Genomic DNA, 23,202 nt, shown 5'->3' on the forward strand with positions numbered 1-23,202 from the left:
AGGGGCCCTTAATTATCCAAGAGCACGATACACAAGGAACTTTGCTATGGACTGCACGACACCAAATCGCTGGTGCGCCGCCTTGATTGGGCTGGCTCTGGCGAGCGTAATGGGGCCTGCTCAGGCGGCCACCACGGACGATCACAACAAGGAGGTGATCGGCTACATCACCCAATGGGATCCCTGGAAGGGAACCAGCGCGGGCTTCCCGGCCCAGGGGGTGGCTAACCACCTGAACGTCGATATGAGTCAGTACACCATCCTCAACTTCTCCTTCTTTGGGGTGGCGGTGGACGGCTCGCTGCACTCCGGGGATCTGCGCAACAAGCAGATCCACGAGGCCGGCCAGGTACAACAGCCTGGTGAGCTGTTTATGGGCGATATCTACAGCAGCTGGGATTACTACCTGCTGTGGGGGGAGCTGGATCCTGTCCATATCCTCACGCCGGAAGCCGAGGCGGCAGGCTTTGTGCTGGACGGCAATGGCTGGGCTCATTCGGAATATGGCCTCAGCGGCAGCATGCCTATCCCCCTGAAGAAGGCGGGTGGTGCGCCCGGGTTGCTGGAAAAGGCCCATGCGGAAGGGGTGAAGGTGATGGCTTCGCTGGGTGGCTGGAGCATGAGCAAGCACTTTGGCGATGTGGCGGCGGATCCGGCGCTGCGGGGCAACATGCTCGACAGCATTGACCAGTTGATGGCCCTGGGCTTTGACGGGATCGACATCGACTGGGAGTACCCGGGTCCATTCAGTGGGATGAACTTTACCGGTACCGAAGCCGACTACGACAATTTCCTTATCCTGGTGCAGGAGATCCGCGATCGGATCGGTCCGGACAAATTGATCACCGCCGCTTTCTCGGCCGACACCCGCAAGCTGGAAGGCTTCGACTGGGACGCGCTGGATCAGGTGATGGACTACTACAACATGATGAGTTACGACTACAACGGCGGCTGGTCCAACATCGCCGGTCATAACTCGCCCCTGTATGGCTATGACGATGCCGAAGCGCCCGACTTCAACTGGGACTATCTGGTGAGCTGGATGCTGCAGCGTGGGATCGATCGCAGCAAGATCAACATGGGCGCCGCCTTCTACGGTCGCGGGGTGATCACCGAAGGCTCTGCAGCGCTCAACAGCCCGACGGTCAAGCGCTCCGAGACGATCCAGCCCGATGGTACGGTGAGCACCGCAGCGGATTACACCAACTGGCCGAAAGGGGTCTATGACGGTACGCCCAACTACTTCTTTATTAAGCAAAATGAAGCGGGATGGACGGAGCATTGGGACGATCAGGCCAAGGTGCCCTATCTGACCAAGGACAACTTCTTTTTGAGCTTTGATAACGTTGAGTCGATCACCGCTAAGGCTCAGTACATCAATGATCACGGCCTGGGTGGCACCATCGTCTGGCAGGTGGCCGGGGACATGCAGTGCCTGGATGGCACGACCACTTATGGCGGCAAGCTGGTGGAATGTGGCCGCCTGGATCCCACCTTGGCCAAGGCACTCAACGACACCTTTGCCAATGGCTGTGACGGTTGTCCGACCGTGCGGATCACCGCCCCGGCCAGCGGCAGCCGTTACGCGCCAGGCGAGAGCATCGCCTTCAGTGTCGATGCCAGCGACGCCGATGGTCAGGTGGTGCGAGTGGAGTACCACAGCGGGGGCAACCTGCTGGGCAGCAGCACCAATGCGCCCTTTGGCTTTACCTGGACCAACGCCTCGGAAGGCAATTACAGCGTCATTGCCCGGGCCTTCGACAATGCGGGCAACAGCAAGGACTCGCCGGCGGTGAGCCTGGAGATCAACGAGGATCATCTTAAGCCCGAGGTGACCATCTTAAGCCCGGACGCCAGTCTGGCCCTGGGCAGCCTGGATCCCATCAGCCTCAGCGCCCGTGCCGAGTTTGCCGCGGGCAGCATCGTTGAAGTGGTGTTTGCCATCGACGGCACCAATGTCGCCAGTGTCAGCAGCGGCGGGCCCCAGTACAGCGTGAGCTGGACGCCCCCGGCTTATGGCGATTATGTGCTGACCGTAACGGCGCAAAACGATCTGGGCTACCGCCAGAGCGCCAGCCGCAGCTTCAGCTTGATCTCTTGCAGTGCCCCGGACTGGGACAGCAGCCAGGCATACTGGGGCGGCGATCAGGTCGCTTATGATGGTGGCCTGTATGAAGCCAAGTGGTGGACACAGGGCAATCAGCCGGATCTGGGCGATCCCTGGCTGTTTGTCCGCGCCTGTGACGGCTCCGGGGGCGGCACTGGCGGTGGCTCAGGCGGCAGCAATCAGGCGCCGAGCGTCAGCCTGACGGGCCCCGCCCCGGGCAGCACTTTCACTTCGGGGGAGGTGATCACCCTAAGCGCCACCGCCTCGGACAGTGATGGTCAGATCGCCAGCGTCGAGTTCTTTGCCGATGGCGTCAGTCTGGGCAGTGTCTTAGCGGCTCCCTACCAACTGAGCTGGACAGCCTCGGGCAGTGGGGATCGAGTGCTGAGCGTCACCGCCACGGACGATCTGGGGGCGAGTGACTCCGCCTCGGTGACCGTGGGGATCCGTGCAGACTCAGGAGGGGGCAGTGGCGGTAGTGGTTGTGCTGGCACCGCTGCCTGGCAGGCCTCCGAGGTGTATGTCGGAGGCGATGAAGTGGCGCATCAGGATCAGCGGTATCGGGCCAAGTGGTGGACCACGGGTGAGGAGCCCGGCACGACCGGAGAGTGGGGCGTCTGGGAAAGTCTGGGGATCTGTCCGTAAGCCTGAACGTGAGACAGAGGCCCGGATCCGGATCCGGGCCTCAAGCGGGTTAGAGGGTAAAGCGTTGCAACTGCGCTTTGAGATCGGCAGCCAGAAGATTGAGGGCTTCGGCTGCCTCGACCGTCTGTCCGGCCACCTGTTCGCTGCTTCGGGCCAGATCGGTGATCTGGTTGAGGTTGCTGGCGATCTCATCGGCCACGACCCCTTGCTGCTCGGCCGCACTGGCGATGGAGCCTGCACTTTGCGCCATCTGTGCGGTGCTCTCGCGGATCTGAGTCAGGGCATCGCCGGCCTGGACCGACTGGGTGCTGGAACTCTGGCTCAACGCTAGACTGGTGGCCATCTGGTTCACCGCATCTTCACTGCGCTGTGCTAACTGGCCGATGGTCTGGGCGATCTCCGTGGTGGAGATCTGGGTGCGCCCAGCCAGGGTACGCACTTCATCGGCGACCACGGCAAAGCCTCGTCCCTGCTCGCCCGCCCGCGCCGCTTCGATGGCGGCGTTGAGCGCCAGCAGGTTGGTCTGCTCGGCGATCGCATTGATCACCGACACCACTTTGTTGATCTCCTGACTCTCCTGCTCAACCCGGTCGACCGCTTCAGAGCCTTGTTTCAGTGCGTCTGAAAGGGTGTTCATCTGTTTGATCACCTGATCGACCTGTTGATCGCCATGGGCGGTGGCATCGCTGATCTGGCGGGATTGCTCGGCGGAGCCCACGGCATGACTGGCGACTTCACGCACCGAACTGCTCATCTGCTCCATGGCGGTGGCGATCTGATCGGTCTGACGCATCAACTGGCTGGCACCATCACCATTGTCTGCAGCGACCTGCTGCAAGGCTCCGGCGGCACTCTCCAGCTGGAGGCTGGACTGGTTGAGACGCTCTAGCAGGGCACGTAGATTATCCCTCATCAGCCCCGTGTTGCTCGTGAGCTGATCGATCTCATTGCGACTGTTTGGATCCACAGGATCCAATGCCTGGCTGAGATCCCCATGGCCGATGGTGTCTACCTGCTGACTGAGTCGCTGTAAGGGCTTGAGTAACCGAGCCAGCACCCAGTTGAGCAGCAGCGATAGCAGCACACAGCCCAAGAGTGACAGCGCCAGTTGAGCGTTGCGTATCGGGATCAGGGCGGCGTCCAGTTCGGCCTCGGGCGCGATGGCCGCCAGGAACCAGCCTGGGCCGGGCAATTGGCTTCCCAAGACGATATGTGTGGCGCCCTTTACCGGTTGGTGGCTGGCTGCCGTATTGCCGGCCATTACTGGCGCCAGCAGGGGGTGACCTTCATCATTGAGCAATTCATCGGCGTGACGGACGCTGGGATCCGGGTGGTGCAGTATGTTCCCCTGGCTGTCCAGCAGGCTGTAGTAACCGGTTTGACCCAGGGCCTGGTCACTGAGCACCTCGGACAGGGTTTCCAGCAGGAAGGAGACATCCTGACCTATGTAGCGGATGCCGATCACTCGACGTTGTTCGTCGAAAATGGGGCGATAGATGGTGATGTAGTAACGGCCAAACAACTTGGCGTAACCTTCGTAGCTCTGCCCGGCCATCAGTGCGCGGTAGCCTGGATGACTCGTGCCCAATTGAGTGCCGGTGGCTCGTTCCCCGTTTTCTTTCTTCAGCGAGGTGCTGATCCGGGTGAAGTCACCTCCATCAAGGACGAATACGGTGGCATTACCGCCGGTGATCTGGGCGAAGCGGTCCACCAGGGTGACGTTGGCATTGAGCAGCCGGTTACCGTTACGCAGTTCGGGGGCTTCATTGCCGCCCAGGCTGACTCGCTTCCCGGTCAGGTGGATATCGTCGGGAAACATCTGTTCAAACAGGTCGGCATTATGGCGTGCCAGGGCCAGCTGGATCTCGTATTGACCGCCAAGCAGGCCAGTGAGTCCAGCTAACTGCGCCTCACTGCTGTTGATCACCGATGTACGTAGCGTATTGGCGGACATCCAGTATGCCGCCGTGCCGATCACCGTAAGGATCGCGAGTGAGCAGAGCAGCGACAGGGTGCCGATCTGCTGGCCGATACGCCACTGGGAGAAACGCAGTGTTGCCATGAAATATACCTCTAAAACAAATCCTTGTGCCTAATAAAGGGCGACTTGAACGGGAGCCACTTTACCGGCGCTTTGGTCATATCGGCAATGGAAGGTGAAGGGGGTGTTGATCCTGATCATGTTCTTTAAGGGAGCGGCATTTCGCAGAGAGCCATGCCACCTTCTCTTTCTTGTTTTGCTACAATGGTCCGTCAATCCTATTTCGATCAGTCGTTTATGCGCCTCTTCCTGCTTCTTTTCCTCTTGAGCCCCTCGGTCCTGGCCCAGGTACCGGTGACCGGCACCCTGATACCGAGCGAAGCCTGCCCGGCCTTCCAGTCGATCCGAAAGCAGACCAATCCCGGGGATTGGCATCTGGTGGTGGGCCAAAGTGTGCCCCTGCTGGCACAAAATAGGCCGGGTGGTGATTGGTGGCTGGTGTCGATACAGGGGGAGCGACGCTGGGTAATGACCTCCTGTGGTACGGCCCGGACCGAGGAGGTCATTCACCCTGAGCCAAGCCAAAACGCTTTTGCCCACTATACCCTGGCGATGAGCTGGCAACCGGGCTTCTGTGCCTTCCAGGGGCGGCGGCCGGACTGTGATAATGCCAAGGCTGATCTGGTGTTACATGGGCTATGGCCTTCCAACCCGAGGGCCCCTCATCCCGAGTATTGCGATGGCAGCCGTCGTCAAAGTTTTTGTGGTTATCAGCCCATGGGGCTGCCCCAGGCACAGTTGGCGCAGCTGATGAATGTGATGCCTGGGGTCGCAGTGTGTCTACAGCGGTATCAATGGCACAAACACGGCAGCTGTAGCGGTATGGCACCCAGTGATTATGTCGAAAAGTCAATTCGCTACGCCCATTGGCTAAGGGCCTCGACGCCTGCTGCACAGTTACGATCTCGGGCTGGATCATCCGTGAGTCGGCGCGAAGTGCTTGGCTGGTTTGAGCTGTGGGGGGCAAAGAATGCGGTGAGTCTGCACTGTCGGGATGGCGTGTTGCAGGAGATCCGCCTGCGTTTGTCGGCGCCGCTGGCGTCAGAGCCGACGCTTCAGGCGATTGAAACCGGTGTGCCATCGGGGAGCTGTCCTACGCATTTCGATCTGTTATCTTAGTCGCCTACATTTTTTCACTGGATGGCAACATGAAGCGCATTGCATTAGGGGTGGCCCTGTTGGGCTTGTTGGCGGGCTGTAGCAAGGTAACACCGGAGAACTACGATAGGCTCGCCATGGGGATGGAGCGAAACCAGGTGGAAGAGATCTTGGGATCGCCCAATCACTGTGAAAGTGCGTTGGGTACCGATACTTGCCTCTGGGGCAATGACCAAACACAGATCAAGGTGGCATTTGCCGCCGACAGGACCATGCTGTACAGCAGCAAGGGATTGAAATAGGGCATTCAGCCCCATTTCGAGATGGATAAACGGGCCGGGTTGGCCCGTTTTTTTGGAGGGAACGGTCGGACACAGCCCAGTGGAGAGCAGAGCGAGCCGCTCAGCGGGGAATGGACTATGGTTACTCTTTATCATCTGCCAATGAAGAGGGCGCGCCGATGCTGGGTGAGAACCACGCACTGATCTACGAATATCCGGAGCACAAGGACCAGATCCACCAGTTGAAAATGTCGGACGAGATCTTTGCTCAGATGGCTAAGGAATATCATGATCTCGACCATGAGATACGGGGCCTGGAGGTCAATGGTGTGCCGACCACAGATCAGCGCTTTGTTGAGCTGAAGACCCGTCGGGTTCAGCTCAAAGATCAGCTGCATCGAAGGCTATTGAACGGCGCAGGCTAATCCATAGGAAAGAAAAGAAGCGGGCCAATGGCCCGCTTTATGTTTTAGGCGGCGATGGCCAAAGGCGTCTGTCGGCGCCCAGGTTCCTGGCGACTGAGGCGATAGGCGGCCGGAACAAACAGGAAGGAGAGCAGGGTGGTCAGCGCCGTGCCGCCGGCGATGGCGATCGCAAAGGGGGGCCAGAACCCGCCACCAGCCAGGATCAGTGGCAAGAAGCCACCAACGGTCGTAATGGTGGTAGAACCAATATGGCGTCCGCAACGGCTTACCGCGGCCAGTGTGGCAGGCACTGAGCCAACACGAGCCTTGGGGCAGTCTTCCAGCTCGGCAAGGATCACAATGGCTGCATTGATCGCCAGTCCCATTAATCCCATCAGACCGATGATCACATTAAAGCCGAAGGGGTAACCCGCCAGGTAGACCGACAGTAGCCCCAGCCCAACCGATTGCAGGGCACTGGCGAGGATCACCCCGGTGAGGCGGAAGGAGTTGAAAGAGAGCACGACAATGGCCACCAAGGCGACGGCGATGAGGGCGACGTTCGACAGCAGTTGGCCCACCGCTTCATTGCGCTCGGCGCTCTCCCCCCCCAACTCGATGCGATAGCCTGCCGGCAGGACAAAGCCTTCGTCGGTCATGGCTTTTTGAACAGACGCCAGCACCTGGGAGGGCAAGAGATCTGAGGTGATATACGCCTGAACGACGTTAACCCGTTCGCCATTGCGTCTGGGGATCTCTCCTCGGCTGGGGACCACCGTCATGTCACCCAGAGCCGACAGGGGCAGCCAGTGACCCGAAGGGGTGCTCAATGTCAGGTTGGCCAGATCACCACTGCTTTGTCTCTGTTGCGATACCAACCGGACTCGCACCGGGATTGATTCCGGCCCCTCCAGTACGGAGCCGCCAACGCTGCCATCCAGGCCACCCCTGAGTTGAGCGTTGATCTGGGCCAGGGTCAGGCCGGCAGCACGCACCGCCTGTTCATCCAGTTGCAGCTCGACCTTGGGCAGCCCGGTGGCCAGGGTGGTGCGAGTGTGCAACACATTGGGGTTCCGTTGCAGATGCAAACGAACCCGCTCTCCGAGTCGATCCAGGCCATCGAGCTCTGGACCATACAGACGCAGCTCTATGGGGGCCTCAAACGGCGGTCCCTGTTCGAGTTTGCGAACGATGATCTGCAGCTCAGGGTAGCGTTGAGTCAGTGCCTCTTGCAGTTTGGGGATCAGGGCATTGGCCACACTGAAATGCTCTGTGGTGATCATGCCTTGGGCGTAGTAGGCGATCCCCTGCTGTTTCTGCTTTAGGTTGTAGTAGAAGGGGGGGATATTGCTGCCCATGCTCCAGGCGGTCTGGGTGATCCCCGCTTGTTCCCTGAGCCATCCATCCAGATCACGGATCCTGTGTTCTGTCTCGGCCTGGGTGGCACTGGCGGGGAGCCAGGCCTCGATCTGGAACATGTCGCGATCCGAGGGCGGAAAGAACTGCTCTCCCATCTGTCCTGCTGCCCAGAATCCGCTAAGTGGTAGGAGCATCACCAGAGCTATGGTGGTTTTGGGACGGGTAAACGACCAGCGCAGACTGCGCTTGAGGAGCAGGGCCAATCTCGGAAGTTGGATCCCGTGGTGCCACCATTGGCCCTGTTTTGACGAGGAGATAAAGCGACCGGCCAGCCCGGCTATCAAGGTGTGGGACACGACATAGGAGGCGAGCAGGGCAAAGCTCACGGAGAGGGCGATGCCGCCGACGAATTCACCGGCCGGACCCGGCATCAGCCAGATGGGGGCGAAGGCCAGTACCGTTGTCAGGGTGGAGGCCAGCAGGGGCAGCCAGAGATGACTCAATGTGTCTCGGACGGCCGTCAGGGGGTCTTGCCCCAGGCGTCGCCGTTGACCTATGGCATCGACGATCACGATGGCATTGTCCACCATGATGCCCAGGGCCACCACCAGGCCGGTGACCGACATCTGATGGATCGGCAGGCCGTAGAGCAACATGCAGGAGAGGGTGATCAGGGCGGTCAGGGGGAGGGCGGTGGCCACCAACAGCGCACTGCGAAGTCCAAGCGTGATCAGCAGTACCAGGACGATCAGGACAAAGCCCTGTGCCAGATTGAGGACCAGCTCGCTCAGGCGGATCTCGGTATAATCTTTCTGACTGAACAGGGTCTCCAGTGCCACATTGGCCGGTAAGGAGGGCGCCAGCTGGCTTAACTGCTGTTCAATCTGTTGATCCCAGCGATCGATCCGAAATTCGGGCAACATGCGCACGCCGATCAGGACCGCAGGCTCGCCCTGGACCAGGGTGGTGTTCTTGGCCGGCCGGTAGAGACCGCGTTCTACACTGGCGATGTCGCCCAGCCGACTGCCCTGTTGAGTCGGATCCTGGCGCAGCGGGATCTGGCGGATCCGGGCCAGGGAGTCCAGCTCGGCACCTATCTCCACCTGGGCTCGCAGCCTGCCACCGTCAAGGGTACCTGCGGCGGTTTTACTGTCCGAAGCGGCGATCAAACTGGCGAGCTGATCCGTGGTCAGGCCCAGTGCCTGCAGCTGCGCTTCCTCGATATTGACGGCGATCTGCTCGGCCAGGCGGCCATGTACTTTGACGAAATCCGTCCCTGCCAGCAGACGAAGACGGTTGGCCAGGGCTTCGCCATAGCGCCCCAATGCTGCCATGTCAGGCTCACCGGGCCCGCGCCAGCGCAGGGCAAAGATCCGGGTGTAGGCGTAAGCGATGTTGTCATCCAGGCTTGGTGGTGTGCTTCCTTGGGGCAGATGGGGGACCGTCTCGGCGGCCAGGTCCCGGGCGCGCCCCCAGACGGGTTGAATGTCGGTGACCTTGTCTTTGAGTTCCAGGGTGATCACCGACAAGCCGGGCCTGGAGCTTGAGGAGATCAGCTTCAGCTCGTCGAGCTGGCGAAGTGCCGCTTCCAGTGGTTCGGTGATCAGCAACTCGACTTTTTCTGCCGACCCCCCAGGGTAGGCGGTGGTCACTGCGGCAAAGCGATTGATGAAGGCGGGATCTTCGGTTCTGGCCAGCTGATCCAGGGCGCCGAAGCCGGCAACCAGGATCAGTGCGACCAGCAGTAGCACCAGTCTGGGGTTGAAGACCAAGGCACGGATCATGGTTGATTCTCCTGGCTAAGGCTCACGCGCAGGCCCTGAACCAGGGCCTGCAGGCCGGTTGTGACCAGCCATTCACCCCTTTCCAATGCGCCATCCAGGTAGATCTGCTCCTGCTCGGTGTGGAGTACGGTGACATCTCGGCGTTCCAGATAATGGTGGCCGTCTTCGCCAGGCACAGCCACCATGACATTCCATCGGCCCCTGAGCCCGGCCAGGAGTACATCGGGACTCACCTTCATGGACCGGTGAGGGATCTGCTCCTTAAGGCTCAGGTAGATCAGATCACCATTGAGCCAGCGGCCATGATCAGGCAGGGCAAAGCGCAGCTCGACGGTACGGGTAATTGGGTCCACCTCCATGCTCTGGCCTAACAACCGGGCATCAATACGCTCTCCTTGGTGCGTCAGGGTGTAATGAGGGGCCTGTGCGATCCGGGTCAGTAGTGGTGCGGGGATGCCGATCCTGGCCTCGGCGCCGTGTTCAGGCACCAGGGTCAACGCGCCCTGGCCTGCGGCTACCACCTGGCCTGGTGCGAGCTGGCGATGGGAGACGGTGCCCCGGTAGGGGGCTCGAAGGGTACTTTTCTGCTGGCGAAGTGTATTCGCCGCCAAAGCGGCATCCAGCTCGGCCAGTTGCCCTTGCAGGGCGTCCGCCTGGCTGAGCAGTTCGTCGAGTTGCTGCTGGGATTGGTAGCCCTGATCTTGCAGAGTCTGCTGTCGTTTCAGCGTGGAAAGGTTAAGTTCACGCTGGGCCTGGATCTGGCTGCGGCTGGCCATCAGCCGGTGCGCCTCGGCCTCAAGCAGCGAGGTGTCAAGTTGCGCCAGGATCTGATCGGAGACGATGGGATCGCCGACATCGACGCCGATCTCCTTGACGACTCCGGCGAGTTCGAAGCCCAAGGTGCTGGTGGACGCGTTATGAATTCGGCCCACAAACCTATGGGTGACCGGGTAGTGGGAACGGAAATCGACAGACCGAACTTGAACCTGAGTGATCACAGGTTCACTGTGAGTGACTTTATCACCCTGGCAGGCCACGAGCCCCATCAGCGTGGTAAGCAAAATGCCCCTTAACCAGCGGGGGACGGCAGATGTCGGCATATTCCTTCGCCTTTAATTGAAGAGAGCTTGAACTGTACTGGACAGTCTAGTTTGACAAAACTAGACTGTCCAGTTTGAATGTTAAGCGTGGGTAACGTAAAGGTATTTGATATGAGTGAGGCCCTGACTCCGCGAAGCGAGCAGAAACGCAAACAGATTGTACAGGCGGCCAGTGAACTCTTTATGCATCATGGCTACCTGTCCACCAGCATGGATCAGGTAGCTCAGCAGGCCGAGGTTTCCAAACAGACGGTTTATGCCCATTTTGGCAGTAAGGATGAGTTGTTCACCCATTGTATTCAGAATAAGTGCGTGTCATCGGCCCTGGGGCCTGAGACCCTAAAAGGCAAGGATCCCAAGGCCGTGCTGATGGCATTTATGCGCCGTTTTGTCGAGATGGTGCACAGCCCGGAGGCGGTCTATGTCTACCGACTGTGTGTCAGCCAGGCAGAATCTCATCCTGACCTGTCTCAGCGCTATTACGAAGCTGGCCCTCTGAAGGTAAAAGGAGTACTGGCAGACTATCTGGTCAAGTTGGTGGAGCAGGGGCGATTGAGCATCCCAGATCCGGCATTGGCCGCCGAACAGTTGTTGCTGATGGGTCGAGGCATGATACACATCTCCTGCGAGCTGGGGCTGCCCTGCCAGGAGAGCGAAGCACAACGTGAAGCTCGATTGCTCAGCGCCCTGGAGCTGTTTTTAACCGGGTATGACTATCGGCCGGTTGGCTGAGAGGATCCGCCATTTCGATGACTTTTCAGGGAAGAAAGATGAAGTATGGAGTCGTATTGTTCACAGCGCTGGTTTGCCAACCGGTACAGGCCAGGCCCCAGGCACCACCGCCATGGGAGCTGGATCTTCACGGTGTGCAGATGCAGCAGGGAAGCTTGCAACGGGACGGCCGGTTTGATGATGGTGAACTGGGGGCTCGCCTCTCCTATCGCACGAGGTTGGGTCCGGACTGGATCCTAGGCAGCAGCCTGAGTTACTCGGAGCGACATTTTGATTTCAAGCAGGACGCCCTGTTTGATGGGGAACTGCCTGCCTGGTCTAATCGTCGGCGCGTGGGGCTGGGGTTTAATGGGATCCATCTGCTGGATCGGCAATGGAGCCTGATCCTGGCACCGAGGTTCCAGTGGGCGGCGAATGATCCGGCTTCCCTGTCCGATGGCTTCAGCTATGGCCTGTTGGCGGGTGGGATGTACAAGGTGAATCCGGATCTGCAACTGGGCGTCGGCCTCTCCTATGCCCATGACATCAATGAAACCAAGACGTTTCCCATTGTCTTGGTGAAATGGCAGATCACGGATCGTTGGCGCCTGGACAATCCCTTTGAGCCGGGATTTGCCGGTCGCGCCGGGTTGGAGCTGAGTTATCGTTGGAATCCCCACTACGAGTTCGGGCTCGGGGGCGCCTATCGGACGGATCGCTTCGCCGTGGATTCGGGTGGGGTGGAGCTCCAGTCCCCTCTGGCGTTTCTGCGTTGGAGTTACTTCCCGAAAACCGGCTGGGATCTCTCCCTGATGGCGGGTTACCGCATGGAGGGGGAGTTGGAATGGTCGCCCAATGGTGATCGGCGACAGACACAAGATCAGGATGGCCGTCTCGGCCTTGGGGCCAGCCTGGCGTTTAAGTTCTAGTGCTGGATGGGCTTCTTGGCCGCAGGTGAGTTGGTCGTTAAGGTAAGATATTGCTCAATGCAAAACGCCCCGTTGGGATCAGCGGGGCGTTTTGCGGTGTGCCAAGGGCGGGATCATTTACCCAGCATGGCATCCTTGAGTTTCTTGTCGGCCGGTTTGTCACCCAGCCAGATGGCAAACAGGGTGCGACGGAAGTCATCGCCTTCGATCAGGGCCAGAAGTTGACCGTTCTTGTAGGCTTCCAGGCCGACACCAGGGATGGAAACCATGGTGAACTGATCGTCGATCTCGACGGCCTCATCAAACACTGCCAGGAAGGTATCCAGACGCTCACGCAGGGGCGCGACATTGCCACCGCTGGCGGTGTCGAAGCCCTCTTCGATGGTGTCGATCATGCGATCTGAGGTGATCATGCCAGAGATGATGTTCAGGCGGACGGCGGTGATCTGGTCGCTGTCGAGGATCCCGACGGCATCCAGACCGGCTTGTTCGGAGAACAGGGAGCCGACGTAGAGCTTCATAAAGAATTTAGAGCGGATCCCGGCTCCGTAGCGAGTCAGGGGTTTGTCCTGAACTTCGATCTGGGAGGGAACATCGACACCGGAGACGGTGAGGTTGCTGGCCTGGGCTGGGAGCACCAGGGCAAAGGCCAGGGTTAGGGCAGAGATCAGAGTTTTCATGTCAGTATTTTATGCTGTTATTGGGGTTTTCGGCGGCAATAAGTACCACGGCGTGTGCGACTGGACAACGGGAAACAGGCTCGACCAGTTGTTGGGTCAGTTTTCTACTCGCCGGGAAATGGGGGAAGCAATAAGCCCTTTGTCATTGGAAAAGTGCGCCTTGGCCAAGTCCCAGGGGGTTTGTTCTTTGCTGTTACGCAGTTGCCCATTGGCCCCTAAAGATAAGAGCAGGGAGAGATTATGCCGTTGGCCTTGGGCTGCGGCGCAAAATGCCGCTGTTGGTGCTATGGGATCATCCATGGCGTGGTCCACCTCGATCCCCTTAGCCAGGAGTGTCCTGAGGTAGAAGGGATCATTATCGGCGGAGGCCCGGCACAACAGGGAGTCCTGCCCGACACCCAGGGCAAAGGGGTTTGCGCCAGCTTCCAACAGTGACTTAAAGGCAAGCCGGTGTTGCTGTTCGAAGGCATAGAGCAGGGGAAGTTGCCCGTTGGCCATTGGGGCATTGAGCACCTCGGCATGCTGCAGCACATAGTGGGCATGGCCTCGTTGTGCGGCGTGATACCAGGTGTGTTGATCAACCGGTGTTCTTGGGCTGCTGCAGCCGGTCAGTCCGCTGACGAGCAGGATCAGCGCGGTGGCACTTCGATAGAGTGTGGACATATAGAGGGTCATCGCTTCCGTTCGATTCCAGAGGGGGGCTAGTTTACCTCATATACTCAGTAAGTTGCTTCGCCTTTGTTGGAAAAGTGTCCAGTCCGTATTCGTGGGCTTTATCCTTTGGATGGTTTGGCGGACTCACCCTGGTGGGTAAAGACCGTTTGGCTGTCGTGGCTGCGAAGCAGGTAGAGCAGGGCCCAGAGGGTAAACAGCAGGACACAGGCGGGCCCCCAGGAAAACTGCCCTTGCTGGTGGCCCAGACGGGCGCCTTGCAAAGCAAGATCGGCCACCAAAGTGGCTAGGAGTAATCCCCTGCCATGTCGCCACAGACGAGCGGCCCAGTTCAGACGGGCTCGATAGCCCTGTAACCACAGCAGCAGGGCGGGCACCAGCCCAAGCATCAGGCCCAGGTAGAGATCCTGGCGCATGGGGTAGAACAGGGCGAGCAGTTCACTGCCATGGGCCCGGCTGGTGGTGCTGATCACCAGTAACAGCCAGGTGCGGATGGCCAAGACCATGACCAGGTACAACCAGAGGCTGGGCCGGGGCCAGCCCAAGTCATCGAGTCGTTCCGGTGGCAGCGCGATCATGGGGTTTGTGTCTGGTAGTGGGTGATCTCAACGGTTAACCAGGGCAAGCCCAGTCGGGAGACTTTGGCCTGGATCAGTGCACCATTGAGAGATGGGGCAAACCAGAATTGTGCGACCCGCTTTTTCCTGGGGTGATCCTGTACCAGCTTATGGGCTTGCAGAGTCCCCAGAGGAGTTTCGACCGCCTCCATCCCTTCATAGGTAAACTGATAGTCCCGGGTTTCTTCACCCCAGGTGTAGCTCAGTTGGCGGGTCTGTTCGCTATGGCCCAATTGATGGATCAACAGGGTCGGCTCCCACCGGGCGGGAGGGAACTCATCATCTTCCGGCAACGGCTCGCCATCGAGGGTCACCTGGTAAACGCCGTTAGTGAACTGCCCGTGCAGGGTTCGATCGGACAGCAATCCCTTTAGCACGCTGGTGTAGTGTTGGGGAAGAAGCTCACCCTCTTCGAGCCGGAACAGGCTATGGTGGGCCACTTCTGGGCCCATGCCACAGATCTTCCCTTGAGCATCAAAGCGGTAGTGATCGGCAGTGAGTCGTGACAGGTGCAGCTCACCCTGCCCGCAGGGCACGCCACTGGCATAGGCTTGGTAATGGGCGGAATAGGGAAGCGGGCTGGCCTGAGCGGTTGAGAGGAGCATGAGCAGGGTCAAGCCGGTGATGCGACAAACATACGAGAACAACCAAGACTCCTTGGAGGGTAATTGGGGCCGGACACCTTGTAGGTATTCGGCCAGCAGGGTAATTGGGGCCGGACACCTTGTCGGTATTCGGCCCGGAGATTAATTGTTGCGTGGATCCTGGTGCAGCAGTTCCAGTGCCTCATCCAGTGCCACGGCAACCTGCTGATTCATCTGCTGAAGCTCTGCATCGCCGAGATAGTTGATCAGATCCACCGTGAAGCGGATGTAACGGGCCGGCAGTTTGTTCAGGGTCAGGCAGATCAGATCCATCAGAGGATCTTCGGCCAGCTTATCCTGCAGATGGCGCTCGCGGATCATATCGCGTAACAGCACTTCGTAGAAATTTTGAATCTCCCAATCCATTGGAAACTCCTTAGCGGCTTAGATAATGGTGGACGGCATGAAACAGCTGAAGATGCCTCGGGATCAGTTGATGCGGTTGGTCGGCATAGCCTCCACCGATCACGACGGCAAGGGGGATCTCGCGTTGACGACAATGAGCGATCACCTGGGTGTCCCTCTGCCGCACCCCCTGGGTGGTGATCTTCAGATCACCCAAGGCGTCATCCTGGTGGATGTCGACACCGGCATCGTACAACACCAAGTCTGGCTGATACAGGTCCAGCACCCAAGGTAGGACAGTATCGATGGTATCTAGGTATTGAGAGTCTGTCATGCCCTTGGCCAGGGGAATGTCGATATCCGAGACCGCCTTGCGGGCGGGGAAGTTGGTTTCACAATGCAGCGAGACGCTGATCACCTGTGAGTCCCCCTGACAGAGGACCGCCGTCCCATCCCCCTGGTGGACATCGCAATCGAAGATCAGCACACGCTCCAGGCCCTCTGTCAGCATCTCCCTGGCCGCCAGGACCAGATCGTTAAAGACACAGAAACCGCTACCAAAACCCGGGTGGGCATGGTGGTAGCCACCACTGAGATGGCAGGCGATCCCATGGGTCAAGGCAAGTTTGGCGGTTAGCAGGGTGCCACCACAAGAGTGCAGGGTTCGCTCGACCAGTTGCTGACTCCAGGGAAAACCGATGCGACGCTGCTGAGGGGCGGTAAGCTGGTTGTTCAGCACGGCGTCGACATATTCTGCCTTGTGGACCCGCTTCAATGGGCCTGCCTGAACTGGCTGAGGGGCGTGCCACTGGAGCGGCCAGGACTGCGCCAGCAGGGCCTGCCGCAGCAGGCCATATTTGCTGATCGGATAGCGATGCCTGGCAGGCAAGACCAGTTGCGAATAGCTGGGATGATAGACGCAGTGCATGGCGAGTCCGGCGAGCTTCCGGACTTACAGTTGCTGCACGGCCCAGCTCATAAAGGCTTTGCGTGTGTTCTCGTCGGCCTGCTCCCACCAGTATTTGAGCATGGCTTCCGCTTGTGGTGAGCTACCCTGTGGGCCCGGTTTGGTCGACGGAGCGGCCTGGACTGCGACACTGCCTCCGACACCGACACCGGCTCCGGCACTGGCGGCGATGGCCTGTTGTTCCGGGGTCTGGACCGGGCTCGGGGCGCCGAGCATCTTGTCAAACAGACTCGGGTCATCCCCTTGGGTGAGGATCTGCTCAAAGTCCACCGCTTGTCCGGCCTTGTCGAGCAGGATGACGCGCGGCTCTTTGGCGTAGGCCTCGGCGTCTCGTATGTCACGGATCCGCTTGGCTGCTGCCAGGCGGTAGGTCTCCCCGGGCTGGGCGTCGAGTACGATGACAAAGGGGTTGGAGGAGACTTTCTTATGGCCATCACCGATGGACTCGCGGACCAGATCTTTATACTGGATGGCGACCCGGTTGGTGCCGGCTTTCAGCGCGACTTCCTCCTTATGGCTGAACAGGGAGGAGCGGACTCTCTCGCCATTAACCGCCAGGAACTCAAACTCCATGGGGATCTTCAGGCTGTCGGCCCAGGCGACGGAAGAGAGGGTGAGGGCAAGGGCAAAAGCGGTGGCCTTTTTCATAGATACTCCTTGGCGCAATAGTGAAACTTCTGGGGCCGGCGATCTGGCACGGTCGTCAGTATTTAGGCTTTTCCAGCCAGGCAATGCGCTGTTCGATATAGGTCATTGCCTGACGACATTTTCCCAGGCGCTTATGTTGCGCCAGGATCTCGTTTTGTAGAGTGATTTTGTCGCCCCCCTGATACTTGTCAAGGGCCAGCTCCAGCTGCTGGATCTTCTGCAGCATCTTTTGCTCCCACTGGCGATGCTTGCTGAGCTCCTCGTAGAGCTTGTGGCTGGAGTTCATGATGTTCTGGGCGATCCACTGATAACCGGCGTCCGCATTGCGGGTGGAGCGCCGCTTGAAGGCGCTGTTTTGCAGCCCCCGCGTGGTGGTGCGCGTGTTGGCGATGGCCTGCAGCAGGGCTTCGAAGCGACCGCTGAAGCGCTGGCAGGCCAAGTCCAGGGTATCGCCGGTGGCACCGATCTGGATCAGCTGCTCTATCTGCTTCAGATCCCGCCGCAGGACGGACAGACAGCCGCCGAGGGTGGCGCCCTGGTGCTCAAACAGCTGGTCATGGAAACGGGCCTTATTGGCCAGCCATTTTTTATCGGAGTCCGAGAGTTGGGCGTCGTGCTGGGCGATCTTCTGCTCCAGCTGCTGCAGTTGTTGGCGCAGGGTGGTGACCAGCTGGGTATTTCGGCTCATAGCCAGGCTTCCCAGGCCAGCTTGGCGGCGATCACCATCACCATGGTGATAAAGACAGGGCGGATAAAGCGGCCGCCGAAGCGAATGGCGGAATGGGCGCCTATCCAGGCGCCAACCATCAGGGAGATCCCCATGGCGATGCCGATCCCGAAGTGGACATGGCCCAGGGCGATGAAGAAGCCCAGGGAAGTGGCGTTGCTGACGAAGTTCATGGAGCGGGCCAGTCCGGAGCTGAGCAGGATGTTCATCTTGTACAGCATCATGGAGGAGGCGGTCCAGAAGGCGCCGGTGCCAGGGCCGGCAAAGCCGTCATAGAAGCCGATGGAGAGGCCCTGACCCCACTGGCGACGCAGGATCGACGGGGTGCGCTCGGGGACCTGGTGCTGCTCCTCTTTTGGGCTGCGATGTAGCAGGGTGTAGACCGCGATGGCGATGATCAGCAGGGGCAGGAACTTATCCAGCCAGCCGACGCTGAGCACACTGACCGCCAGGGTACCGACGGCCGCGCCAATAAAGGTGGCGATAAAGGAGCGTTTCCAGAAGCTGGGATCGAACAGCTTCTTGCGGTAGAAGGTCCAGCTGGCGGTGGCGGAGCCAAACGTCGCCGCCAGTTTGTTGGTGCCCAGCGCCAGGTGTGGGGGCAACCCAGCGGTCAGCAGGGCGGGAATGGTCAGCAGACCACCGCCGCCGGCGATGGCATCGACAAAACCGGCGACGAAGGCGACGCCGGTCAGGATCAGCATGATATCGAGTGAAAGAGCGAGCTCCAACCTGTAACTCCTTTGAGCTTGGCTCAGTATTCGATGTGACGACGGTAGGGTGGCAACGAATCGAGTAGGGCGCTGCCATACCGCTTGGTGACGAGGCGTCGGTCAAGGATGCAGATCCTGCCATAATCCTGTTCATTACGCAGCAAGCGACCGCAGGCCTGGACCAATTTTTTTGCCGCGTCCGGTACGGTGAGCTGCAGGAAGGGGTTGCCCCCCCTGGCTTTTACGTATTCGGCGTGGGCCTGATCCACCGGTGAGGTGGGGACGGCGAAGGGCAATCGGGTGACGATCAGGTTGGTTAGGTAGTCGCCGGGCAGATCCAGTCCTTCGGAGAAGCTGCCGGTACCCAGCAGGATGGAGGGCTTGCCCGCATCGATGCGGGCCTTGTGTTCGCGGATCAGATCCTGGCGGGGCGACTCACCCTGAACCAGCACCGGCAGACGCTTGAAGCGGCGCAGGGACTCGGCCACCGACTCCATCTGGCGATAGGAGGTGAACAGTACCAGGCTGGCCGTCTGCTCCTCCAGCAGTTCGGGGATCACCTGGTTGAGGGCATCGCTGAAGCCATCATGGCTGGGCTCCACCGGCATTTTCGGCAGGAACAGGGTGGCGTTCTGCTGGTAGTCGAAGGGCGAGGGCAGGTTGATAAACCGGGTGCCATCATCACTGCGCAGGCCCACCTGTTTGCGGTAGTGGTCGAAGTTACCCATCGCCATCAGGGTGGCGGACAGCAGGGCGACCCCGGCGGCCTTGCTCCAAAGCAGCTCTTCGAGCAGGAAGCCGATCTCAATGGGGGAGGCGCTGATCATATAGTCATCGCGCTTACCATCGAGTTTTTCCAGCCAGCGAGCCTGGGGTGCGCCCTTGTCCGGCACGGGCTTGGACAGCATCTGCCAGGCGGCGTTCTGGCCCTCCAGGCGTTGCAGGGCGAAGCCGACTTCGGCCACCAGGGGCTCGGCCTTGTGACTCTTCAATTCGCCATCCTTGATCGCTTCCATCAGCATCTGCTGAAGCTTGCTCAGTTTTTTCACCGCCTGGCTGCTGGAGGTGCGGAGGTTCTCGGCCAGGGTGGTGAGCGCGTCGGGCAGCACACCACCGGCGAAGCGGTGGCGGCGATCTTCGTTATCGAACAGGAAGGCGTTGTTGTCGCAGAAGGCTTGCAGCTGGCCCAGCCCCTCGCTCTGGGCATCGATATCCTCGGACAGCTCGGACGCGAGGATGGCCGGTTTGTCACTGGCCAGCTCCCTGGCCAGCTTGTGGGCCAGCTTTTCGAGCTTGCCCAGGGCCTCAAGGCTGCCCTTGACCGTGGCACTGGCCGCGGAGAAGTCCCGGGCGACCTGGGGCAGGTGGTGGGCCTCATCCAGGATGTAATACATGCTGTCCGGATCGGGCAGGATCTTGCCGCCGCCCAGCTCCAGATCGGCCATCAGCAGGCTGTGGTTGATGATCAGCACGTCCCAGCTGTCCATCTTTTCCCGGCTCTTGTGGAAGGGGCAGTCGCGATGGGCGGGCAGCTGGCGGTTGCAGCTGTGCTTGTCCGAGGCGATCTGCTGCCAGAGGTGATCCGGCACCGGCTCGGGCACGGAATCCACCTCACCATCCCACTGACCTTCGTGGTAGGCGGTATGGAGTCGCTTGAGCAGGGCCACGTCAGCGTCGGCAGGCTTGGTCTCCCACAGGGCCTGTTGGTTGTCCGGCACTTCACCGGCCAGCAGTTCCAGCTTGGAGAGGCAGACGTAACGCTGTCGCCCCTTGGCCAGGCCGTAGCGAAACTCCAGCCCGCTGTGGCGCTGCAGCAGCGGGAGATCCTTGTTGACCAACTGCTCCTGCAGGGCGACGGTGGCGGTGGAGATGCAGATCTTCTTGCCCTGGGCCAACGCCAGGGGCAAGGCCCCCAGGGCGTAGGCCAGGGACTTGCCGGTGCCCGTGCCCGCCTGGACCACCACGATGCGGCGGTTCTTCTCGTAGCTGCCGGACAGGGTCTTGGCGATCTCGGCGATCAGGTAGTTTTGCTCTTTGCGTCGGACAAAGTTGGGGATGGCATCGGCAAGATTGTTGTAAGCCGTGCGGGTGGCTTTTTTCACTTTGTCGCTGAGCATGGGACCTTCTGGCTGATCGGAACGGGCTGTACATATTATCAGTAGTTGAAGGACAATGGGCGAATGGATTGCACTTCATACCATCTAGGCTGGATCTTAAGCCGCGAACACCGCCCTCAGCCTCAAGGTGCCGAGTTGATCTACTGGCTCAGCACCGCCCAGGGGCCCGTGTGTCTGACGTTGCCGGGACAAAGCTGGCGGGGTTTTATTCGTCTGGAGGAGGAAACCCGTTGGCGCGACTGGCTGAGTGGCAAGCCGGGGTGGACGCTCACTTCCGTGCCGGCGCGGGATTTCGAGCGTCAGGGGGTGCTCGCCCTTGAGGTGACCGATCACAGCTTGTGGCAGGGGGTGCGGCGCCAGGCACAGCACTGGACCCTGCTTGAGGCGGACATCGTGCCCCAGGAGCGCTTTATCATGGAGCGCTTTATTCGCAATGGCATGGCGGTGCGTGCCCAGGGGCACCGGATAGCCGCGGCCAAGCCCGGTCAACCGGAGCATCTGCCCGGCATGGTCTCCCTCGACATCGAGTGCAGTCGCCATGGGCAGCTGTATTCCATCGGGCTCTACTGTCCCGGTGCGCACCGGGTCTACATGGTGGGGGAGGATCCCGGTGAGCCTAAGCCGGACTATCTGGTGTATGTGGCAGATGAAGCCGCCCTGCTGCGCGCCCTGCTGCACTGGTTCGAGTTGCACGATCCCGATGCCATCATCGGCTGGTCGGTGGCGAATTTCGATCTAAACCTGCTGCAAAAGCGGGCGGCGGAGCATGGGATCCGGCTGACGCTGGGACGGGATGGCAGCGAGCCCCGCTGGCAGGAGCGGGCGGGACCCGGCCGGGATTGCGCCATCACGGGACGCCTGGTGCTGGATGGGATCGACTGGCTCAAGGCCGCCTTCTACCAGTTTGACAGTTATGCCCTGGATAACGTTGCGACCGAACTGCTGGGCGAGGGCAAGGCCTGCGACGACAGCGCCAACCGGCTGGCGGAGATAGAACATAACTTTCGCCACGACAAGCCGGCTCTGGCCCATTACAACCTCAAGGACTGTGAGCTGGTCTGGCGGATCTTCGAGAAGACCCATCTGCTGGAGTTTGTCCTGGCCCGGGGTCAGATCACCGGGCTGCAGCTGGATCGCACCGGCGGCTCGGTGGCGGCCTTTACCTATCGCTACCTGCCCCTGCTGCACCGGGCTGGATTTGTCGCGCCCAATCTCACCGAGCACAGTATTCCCCCCAGTCCCGGCGGCTATGTGATGGATTCCGAGCCGGGCCTGTACCGTAACGTGCTGGTACTGGATTTTAAGAGCCTCTACCCCTCCATCATCCGCAGCTTTTTGATCGATCCCATGGGGATGGTGGCGGCACAAGAGGCCGAGCCCGAGAACTGTGTCCAAGGGTTTCGCGGGGCGCAGTTTCATCGCCAGGTGCATCGACTGCCGGGCCTGATCGCCGAGTTGGCCAACCAGCGTGAGCAGGCGAAACAGGCCAAGGATCAGCCGCTGTCCCAGGCGGTGAAGATCCTGATGAACTCTTTTTACGGGGTGCTCGGTGCCAGTGGCTGCCGGTTTCACGATCCTCGGCTGGCCAGCTCTATCACCTTGCGCGGCCATGAGATCATGAAACAGACCCGTGTCTGGATTGAGCAGGCGGGTTACCGGGTGATCTACGGCGACACGGACTCGGTGTTTGTCCATGTCGGGGAGGAGCGCCCGTCTGAAGCGGTTTCCGCCATCGGCCGACAACTGGTGAGTCAGATCAATGAAAGCTGGCAACGAGAGCTGGCGAAGCTGGGGCTGGAGAGTGCCCTGGAGCTGGAGTTTGAAACCCAGTACGACCACTTCTTTATGCCCACCATTCGCGGCTCAGAGCTGGGCTCGAAGAAGCGTTACGTTGGTGGCTGCTACCGCGAGGGGGCACTTGAGCTGGTGTTTAAGGGGATGGAAACGGTTCGCAGTGACTGGACGCCCATGGCCCGGCAGTTGCAGCGTGAGCTCTATCAGGCCTGGTTCTCCGGCCAACCCGTGGTGCCACTGATCAAGGGGTGGATCAAACGGGTACGAAGCGGTGAATGTGATGAATTACTGATTTATCGAAAGCGTCTGCGCCGGCCGTTGAATGAATATCAGGCGAGTCCCCCCCATGTTCAAGCGGCAAAAATGGCTAATACATTGTTAAAAAGAGAACATTACCGCAAAGGCAGTCGAATAAGCTATTTCATCGGGCCTTCGGGAGCCTTCCCGCAAAAGGAGGGAAAAGGTGAGCTGGATCGGGAGCATTATGTCGAAAAGCAACTGAAACCGATAATTGAGCCGGTTCTGACTATTATTCGCGTCGCATTTCAAGAGCTTGATGGTGATCAACTTGGGCTATTCTGAATGTTGCATTGGGGTTTGCGTTGATCATATTTCGTGATGGTGCTGGGTAATTTTTGTGCTCCCCCTGTTTAACTTGAGGTCAGTGGCGCCTTCAGACCTAAAACTGTGATATTCCTCTCTTTTTACAAACCTTTGCCTTTGCTACTGTCCTGCATCGTCAATGGACGAATAAAAAAGTTCCCATGGAATTAATGGGGAACATAAATGAATAAAAACGCTTGATTGGTTAGGCAAATC

Annotated in this window: 20 protein-coding genes; 7 read left to right on the forward strand and 13 right to left on the reverse strand. The window is 59.7% G+C overall.

Annotation, left to right across the window (positions count from 1 at the left end; all coding sequences use genetic code 11):
* The first annotated feature begins 46 nt into the window (after positions 1 to 46).
* Positions 47 to 2,752 (forward strand): glycosyl hydrolase family 18 protein, encoded by a 2,706-nt coding sequence (locus AC2D8U_RS11300; protein ID WP_484619154.1) that lies wholly within the window; start codon positions 47 to 49, stop codon positions 2,750 to 2,752.
* A gap of 49 nt (positions 2,753 to 2,801) precedes the next feature.
* Here AC2D8U_RS11300 and AC2D8U_RS11305 read toward each other — a convergent pair whose 3' ends face one another.
* Entirely contained in the window at positions 2,802 to 4,814 is a 2,013-nt protein-coding gene (locus AC2D8U_RS11305; RefSeq protein WP_484619155.1) for a methyl-accepting chemotaxis protein, read from the reverse strand.
* 183 nt (positions 4,815 to 4,997) lie between these two features.
* Here AC2D8U_RS11305 and AC2D8U_RS11310 point away from each other — a divergent pair, with 183 nt between their 5' ends.
* From AC2D8U_RS11310 to AC2D8U_RS11320, 3 genes are all read left to right on the forward strand, one after another.
* The gene (locus tag AC2D8U_RS11310) at positions 4,998 to 5,912 is read left to right on the forward strand and encodes a ribonuclease T2 family protein (protein WP_484619156.1); all 915 of its coding nucleotides are present in this window, start codon (positions 4,998 to 5,000) and stop codon (positions 5,910 to 5,912) included.
* 29 nt (positions 5,913 to 5,941) lie between these two features.
* Positions 5,942 to 6,193, forward strand: coding sequence for an outer membrane protein assembly factor BamE domain-containing protein (gene bamE, locus AC2D8U_RS11315; RefSeq protein ID WP_484619157.1), 252 nt, complete (start codon positions 5,942 to 5,944; stop codon positions 6,191 to 6,193).
* Between the two features lie 158 nt (positions 6,194 to 6,351).
* Positions 6,352 to 6,597: an HP1242/YdcH family protein gene (locus AC2D8U_RS11320; protein WP_484619270.1), complete on the forward strand. Its 246-nt coding sequence runs from the start codon at positions 6,352 to 6,354 to the stop codon at positions 6,595 to 6,597.
* A gap of 44 nt (positions 6,598 to 6,641) precedes the next feature.
* Here the strand turns inward: AC2D8U_RS11320 and AC2D8U_RS11325 are convergent, their stop codons facing one another.
* Both AC2D8U_RS11325 and AC2D8U_RS11330 read right to left on the reverse strand, forming a co-directional pair.
* Positions 6,642 to 9,719: an efflux RND transporter permease subunit gene (locus tag AC2D8U_RS11325; protein ID WP_484619158.1), complete on the reverse strand. Its 3,078-nt coding sequence runs from the start codon at positions 9,717 to 9,719 to the stop codon at positions 6,642 to 6,644.
* Positions 9,716 to 10,819 carry an efflux RND transporter periplasmic adaptor subunit gene (locus tag AC2D8U_RS11330; RefSeq protein WP_484619159.1) on the reverse strand — a complete coding sequence of 368 codons (1,104 nt, stop codon included), beginning with the start codon at positions 10,817 to 10,819 and terminating at the stop codon, positions 9,716 to 9,718. Before AC2D8U_RS11330 ends, AC2D8U_RS11325 begins: the two co-directional genes overlap by 4 nt.
* A gap of 111 nt (positions 10,820 to 10,930) precedes the next feature.
* On the opposite strand from AC2D8U_RS11330, the gene AC2D8U_RS11335 reads away from it, so the two are divergent.
* Both AC2D8U_RS11335 and AC2D8U_RS11340 read left to right on the forward strand, forming a co-directional pair.
* Entirely contained in the window at positions 10,931 to 11,551 is a 621-nt protein-coding gene (locus AC2D8U_RS11335; protein WP_484619160.1) for a TetR/AcrR family transcriptional regulator, read from the forward strand.
* A 38-nt stretch (positions 11,552 to 11,589) separates the two neighbouring features.
* Entirely contained in the window at positions 11,590 to 12,459 is an 870-nt protein-coding gene (locus AC2D8U_RS11340; RefSeq protein WP_484619161.1) for a DUF6268 family outer membrane beta-barrel protein, read from the forward strand.
* Positions 12,460 to 12,572: 113 nt separating this feature from the next.
* On the opposite strand, the gene AC2D8U_RS11345 is transcribed toward AC2D8U_RS11340, so the two are convergent.
* The 10 genes from AC2D8U_RS11345 to dinG all read right to left on the reverse strand — a co-directional run bounded on the left by AC2D8U_RS11345 (position 12,573) and on the right by dinG (position 20,589).
* A complete protein-coding gene (locus AC2D8U_RS11345; RefSeq protein ID WP_484619162.1) occupies positions 12,573 to 13,139 on the reverse strand; it encodes a chalcone isomerase family protein in 567 nt (188 codons plus the stop codon).
* A 96-nt stretch (positions 13,140 to 13,235) separates the two neighbouring features.
* Positions 13,236 to 13,814, reverse strand: coding sequence for an ankyrin repeat domain-containing protein (locus AC2D8U_RS11350; protein WP_484619163.1), 579 nt, complete (start codon positions 13,812 to 13,814; stop codon positions 13,236 to 13,238).
* Positions 13,815 to 13,912: 98 nt separating this feature from the next.
* Positions 13,913 to 14,389, reverse strand: coding sequence for a DUF2919 domain-containing protein (locus tag AC2D8U_RS11355; protein WP_484619164.1), 477 nt, complete (start codon positions 14,387 to 14,389; stop codon positions 13,913 to 13,915).
* Positions 14,386 to 15,075, reverse strand: coding sequence for a DUF3108 domain-containing protein (locus tag AC2D8U_RS11360; protein WP_484619165.1), 690 nt, complete (start codon positions 15,073 to 15,075; stop codon positions 14,386 to 14,388). The genes AC2D8U_RS11355 and AC2D8U_RS11360 overlap by 4 nt, the downstream gene beginning before the upstream one ends.
* Positions 15,076 to 15,174: 99 nt before the next feature.
* Positions 15,175 to 15,438, reverse strand: a complete 264-nt coding sequence (locus AC2D8U_RS11365; protein WP_484619166.1) for a late competence development ComFB family protein — start codon at positions 15,436 to 15,438, stop codon at positions 15,175 to 15,177.
* 10 nt (positions 15,439 to 15,448) lie between these two features.
* Positions 15,449 to 16,345, reverse strand: a complete 897-nt coding sequence (locus AC2D8U_RS11370) for a histone deacetylase family protein (RefSeq protein WP_484619167.1) — start codon at positions 16,343 to 16,345, stop codon at positions 15,449 to 15,451.
* 24 nt (positions 16,346 to 16,369) lie between these two features.
* Positions 16,370 to 17,032, reverse strand: a complete 663-nt coding sequence (locus AC2D8U_RS11375) for a YccT family protein (protein WP_484619168.1) — start codon at positions 17,030 to 17,032, stop codon at positions 16,370 to 16,372.
* A gap of 55 nt (positions 17,033 to 17,087) precedes the next feature.
* Entirely contained in the window at positions 17,088 to 17,720 is a 633-nt protein-coding gene (locus AC2D8U_RS11380; protein WP_484619169.1) for a primosomal replication protein, read from the reverse strand.
* Positions 17,717 to 18,463 carry a TSUP family transporter gene (locus AC2D8U_RS11385; protein WP_484619271.1) on the reverse strand — a complete coding sequence of 249 codons (747 nt, stop codon included), beginning with the start codon at positions 18,461 to 18,463 and terminating at the stop codon, positions 17,717 to 17,719. The genes AC2D8U_RS11380 and AC2D8U_RS11385 overlap by 4 nt, the downstream gene beginning before the upstream one ends.
* A gap of 50 nt (positions 18,464 to 18,513) precedes the next feature.
* Positions 18,514 to 20,589 (reverse strand): ATP-dependent DNA helicase DinG, encoded by a 2,076-nt coding sequence (gene dinG / locus AC2D8U_RS11390; protein WP_484619170.1) that lies wholly within the window; start codon positions 20,587 to 20,589, stop codon positions 18,514 to 18,516.
* Positions 20,590 to 20,652: 63 nt separating this feature from the next.
* Between dinG and AC2D8U_RS11395 the strand changes: the two genes are divergently transcribed.
* Positions 20,653 to 22,965 carry a DNA polymerase II gene (locus tag AC2D8U_RS11395; RefSeq protein WP_484619171.1) on the forward strand — a complete coding sequence of 771 codons (2,313 nt, stop codon included), beginning with the start codon at positions 20,653 to 20,655 and terminating at the stop codon, positions 22,963 to 22,965.
* Positions 22,966 to 23,202 lie beyond the last annotated feature (237 nt).

This window comes from Ferrimonas sp. YIN67 (assembly GCF_057219095.1).

Excerpts from the sequence above, each read along its gene's own strand:
- AC2D8U_RS11305 (WP_484619155.1), bottom strand. The coding sequence starts at position 4,814 with ATGGCAACACTGCGTTTCTCCCAGTGGCGTATCGGCCAGCAGATCGGC.
- AC2D8U_RS11310 (WP_484619156.1), top strand. The coding sequence starts at position 4,998 with ATGGTCCGTCAATCCTATTTCGATCAGTCGTTTATGCGCCTCTTCCTG.
- AC2D8U_RS11330 (WP_484619159.1), bottom strand. The coding sequence starts at position 10,819 with ATGCCGACATCTGCCGTCCCCCGCTGGTTAAGGGGCATTTTGCTTACC.
- AC2D8U_RS11375 (WP_484619168.1), bottom strand. The coding sequence starts at position 17,032 with ATGAAAAAGGCCACCGCTTTTGCCCTTGCCCTCACCCTCTCTTCCGTC.
- AC2D8U_RS11335 (WP_484619160.1), top strand. The coding sequence starts at position 10,931 with ATGAGTGAGGCCCTGACTCCGCGAAGCGAGCAGAAACGCAAACAGATT.
- AC2D8U_RS11340 (WP_484619161.1), top strand. The coding sequence starts at position 11,590 with ATGAAGTATGGAGTCGTATTGTTCACAGCGCTGGTTTGCCAACCGGTA.
- AC2D8U_RS11320 (WP_484619270.1), top strand. The coding sequence starts at position 6,352 with ATGCTGGGTGAGAACCACGCACTGATCTACGAATATCCGGAGCACAAG.
- bamE (WP_484619157.1), top strand. The coding sequence starts at position 5,942 with ATGAAGCGCATTGCATTAGGGGTGGCCCTGTTGGGCTTGTTGGCGGGC.
- AC2D8U_RS11300 (WP_484619154.1), top strand. The coding sequence starts at position 47 with ATGGACTGCACGACACCAAATCGCTGGTGCGCCGCCTTGATTGGGCTG.
- AC2D8U_RS11395 (WP_484619171.1), top strand. The coding sequence starts at position 20,653 with ATGGATTGCACTTCATACCATCTAGGCTGGATCTTAAGCCGCGAACAC.
- AC2D8U_RS11380 (WP_484619169.1), bottom strand. The coding sequence starts at position 17,720 with ATGAGCCGAAATACCCAGCTGGTCACCACCCTGCGCCAACAACTGCAG.
- AC2D8U_RS11385 (WP_484619271.1), bottom strand. The coding sequence starts at position 18,463 with ATGCTGATCCTGACCGGCGTCGCCTTCGTCGCCGGTTTTGTCGATGCC.
- AC2D8U_RS11365 (WP_484619166.1), bottom strand. The coding sequence starts at position 15,438 with ATGGATTGGGAGATTCAAAATTTCTACGAAGTGCTGTTACGCGATATG.
- AC2D8U_RS11350 (WP_484619163.1), bottom strand. The coding sequence starts at position 13,814 with ATGACCCTCTATATGTCCACACTCTATCGAAGTGCCACCGCGCTGATC.
- AC2D8U_RS11370 (WP_484619167.1), bottom strand. The coding sequence starts at position 16,345 with ATGCACTGCGTCTATCATCCCAGCTATTCGCAACTGGTCTTGCCTGCC.
- dinG (WP_484619170.1), bottom strand. The coding sequence starts at position 20,589 with ATGCTCAGCGACAAAGTGAAAAAAGCCACCCGCACGGCTTACAACAAT.
- AC2D8U_RS11355 (WP_484619164.1), bottom strand. The coding sequence starts at position 14,389 with ATGATCGCGCTGCCACCGGAACGACTCGATGACTTGGGCTGGCCCCGG.
- AC2D8U_RS11325 (WP_484619158.1), bottom strand. The coding sequence starts at position 9,719 with ATGATCCGTGCCTTGGTCTTCAACCCCAGACTGGTGCTACTGCTGGTC.
- AC2D8U_RS11345 (WP_484619162.1), bottom strand. The coding sequence starts at position 13,139 with ATGAAAACTCTGATCTCTGCCCTAACCCTGGCCTTTGCCCTGGTGCTC.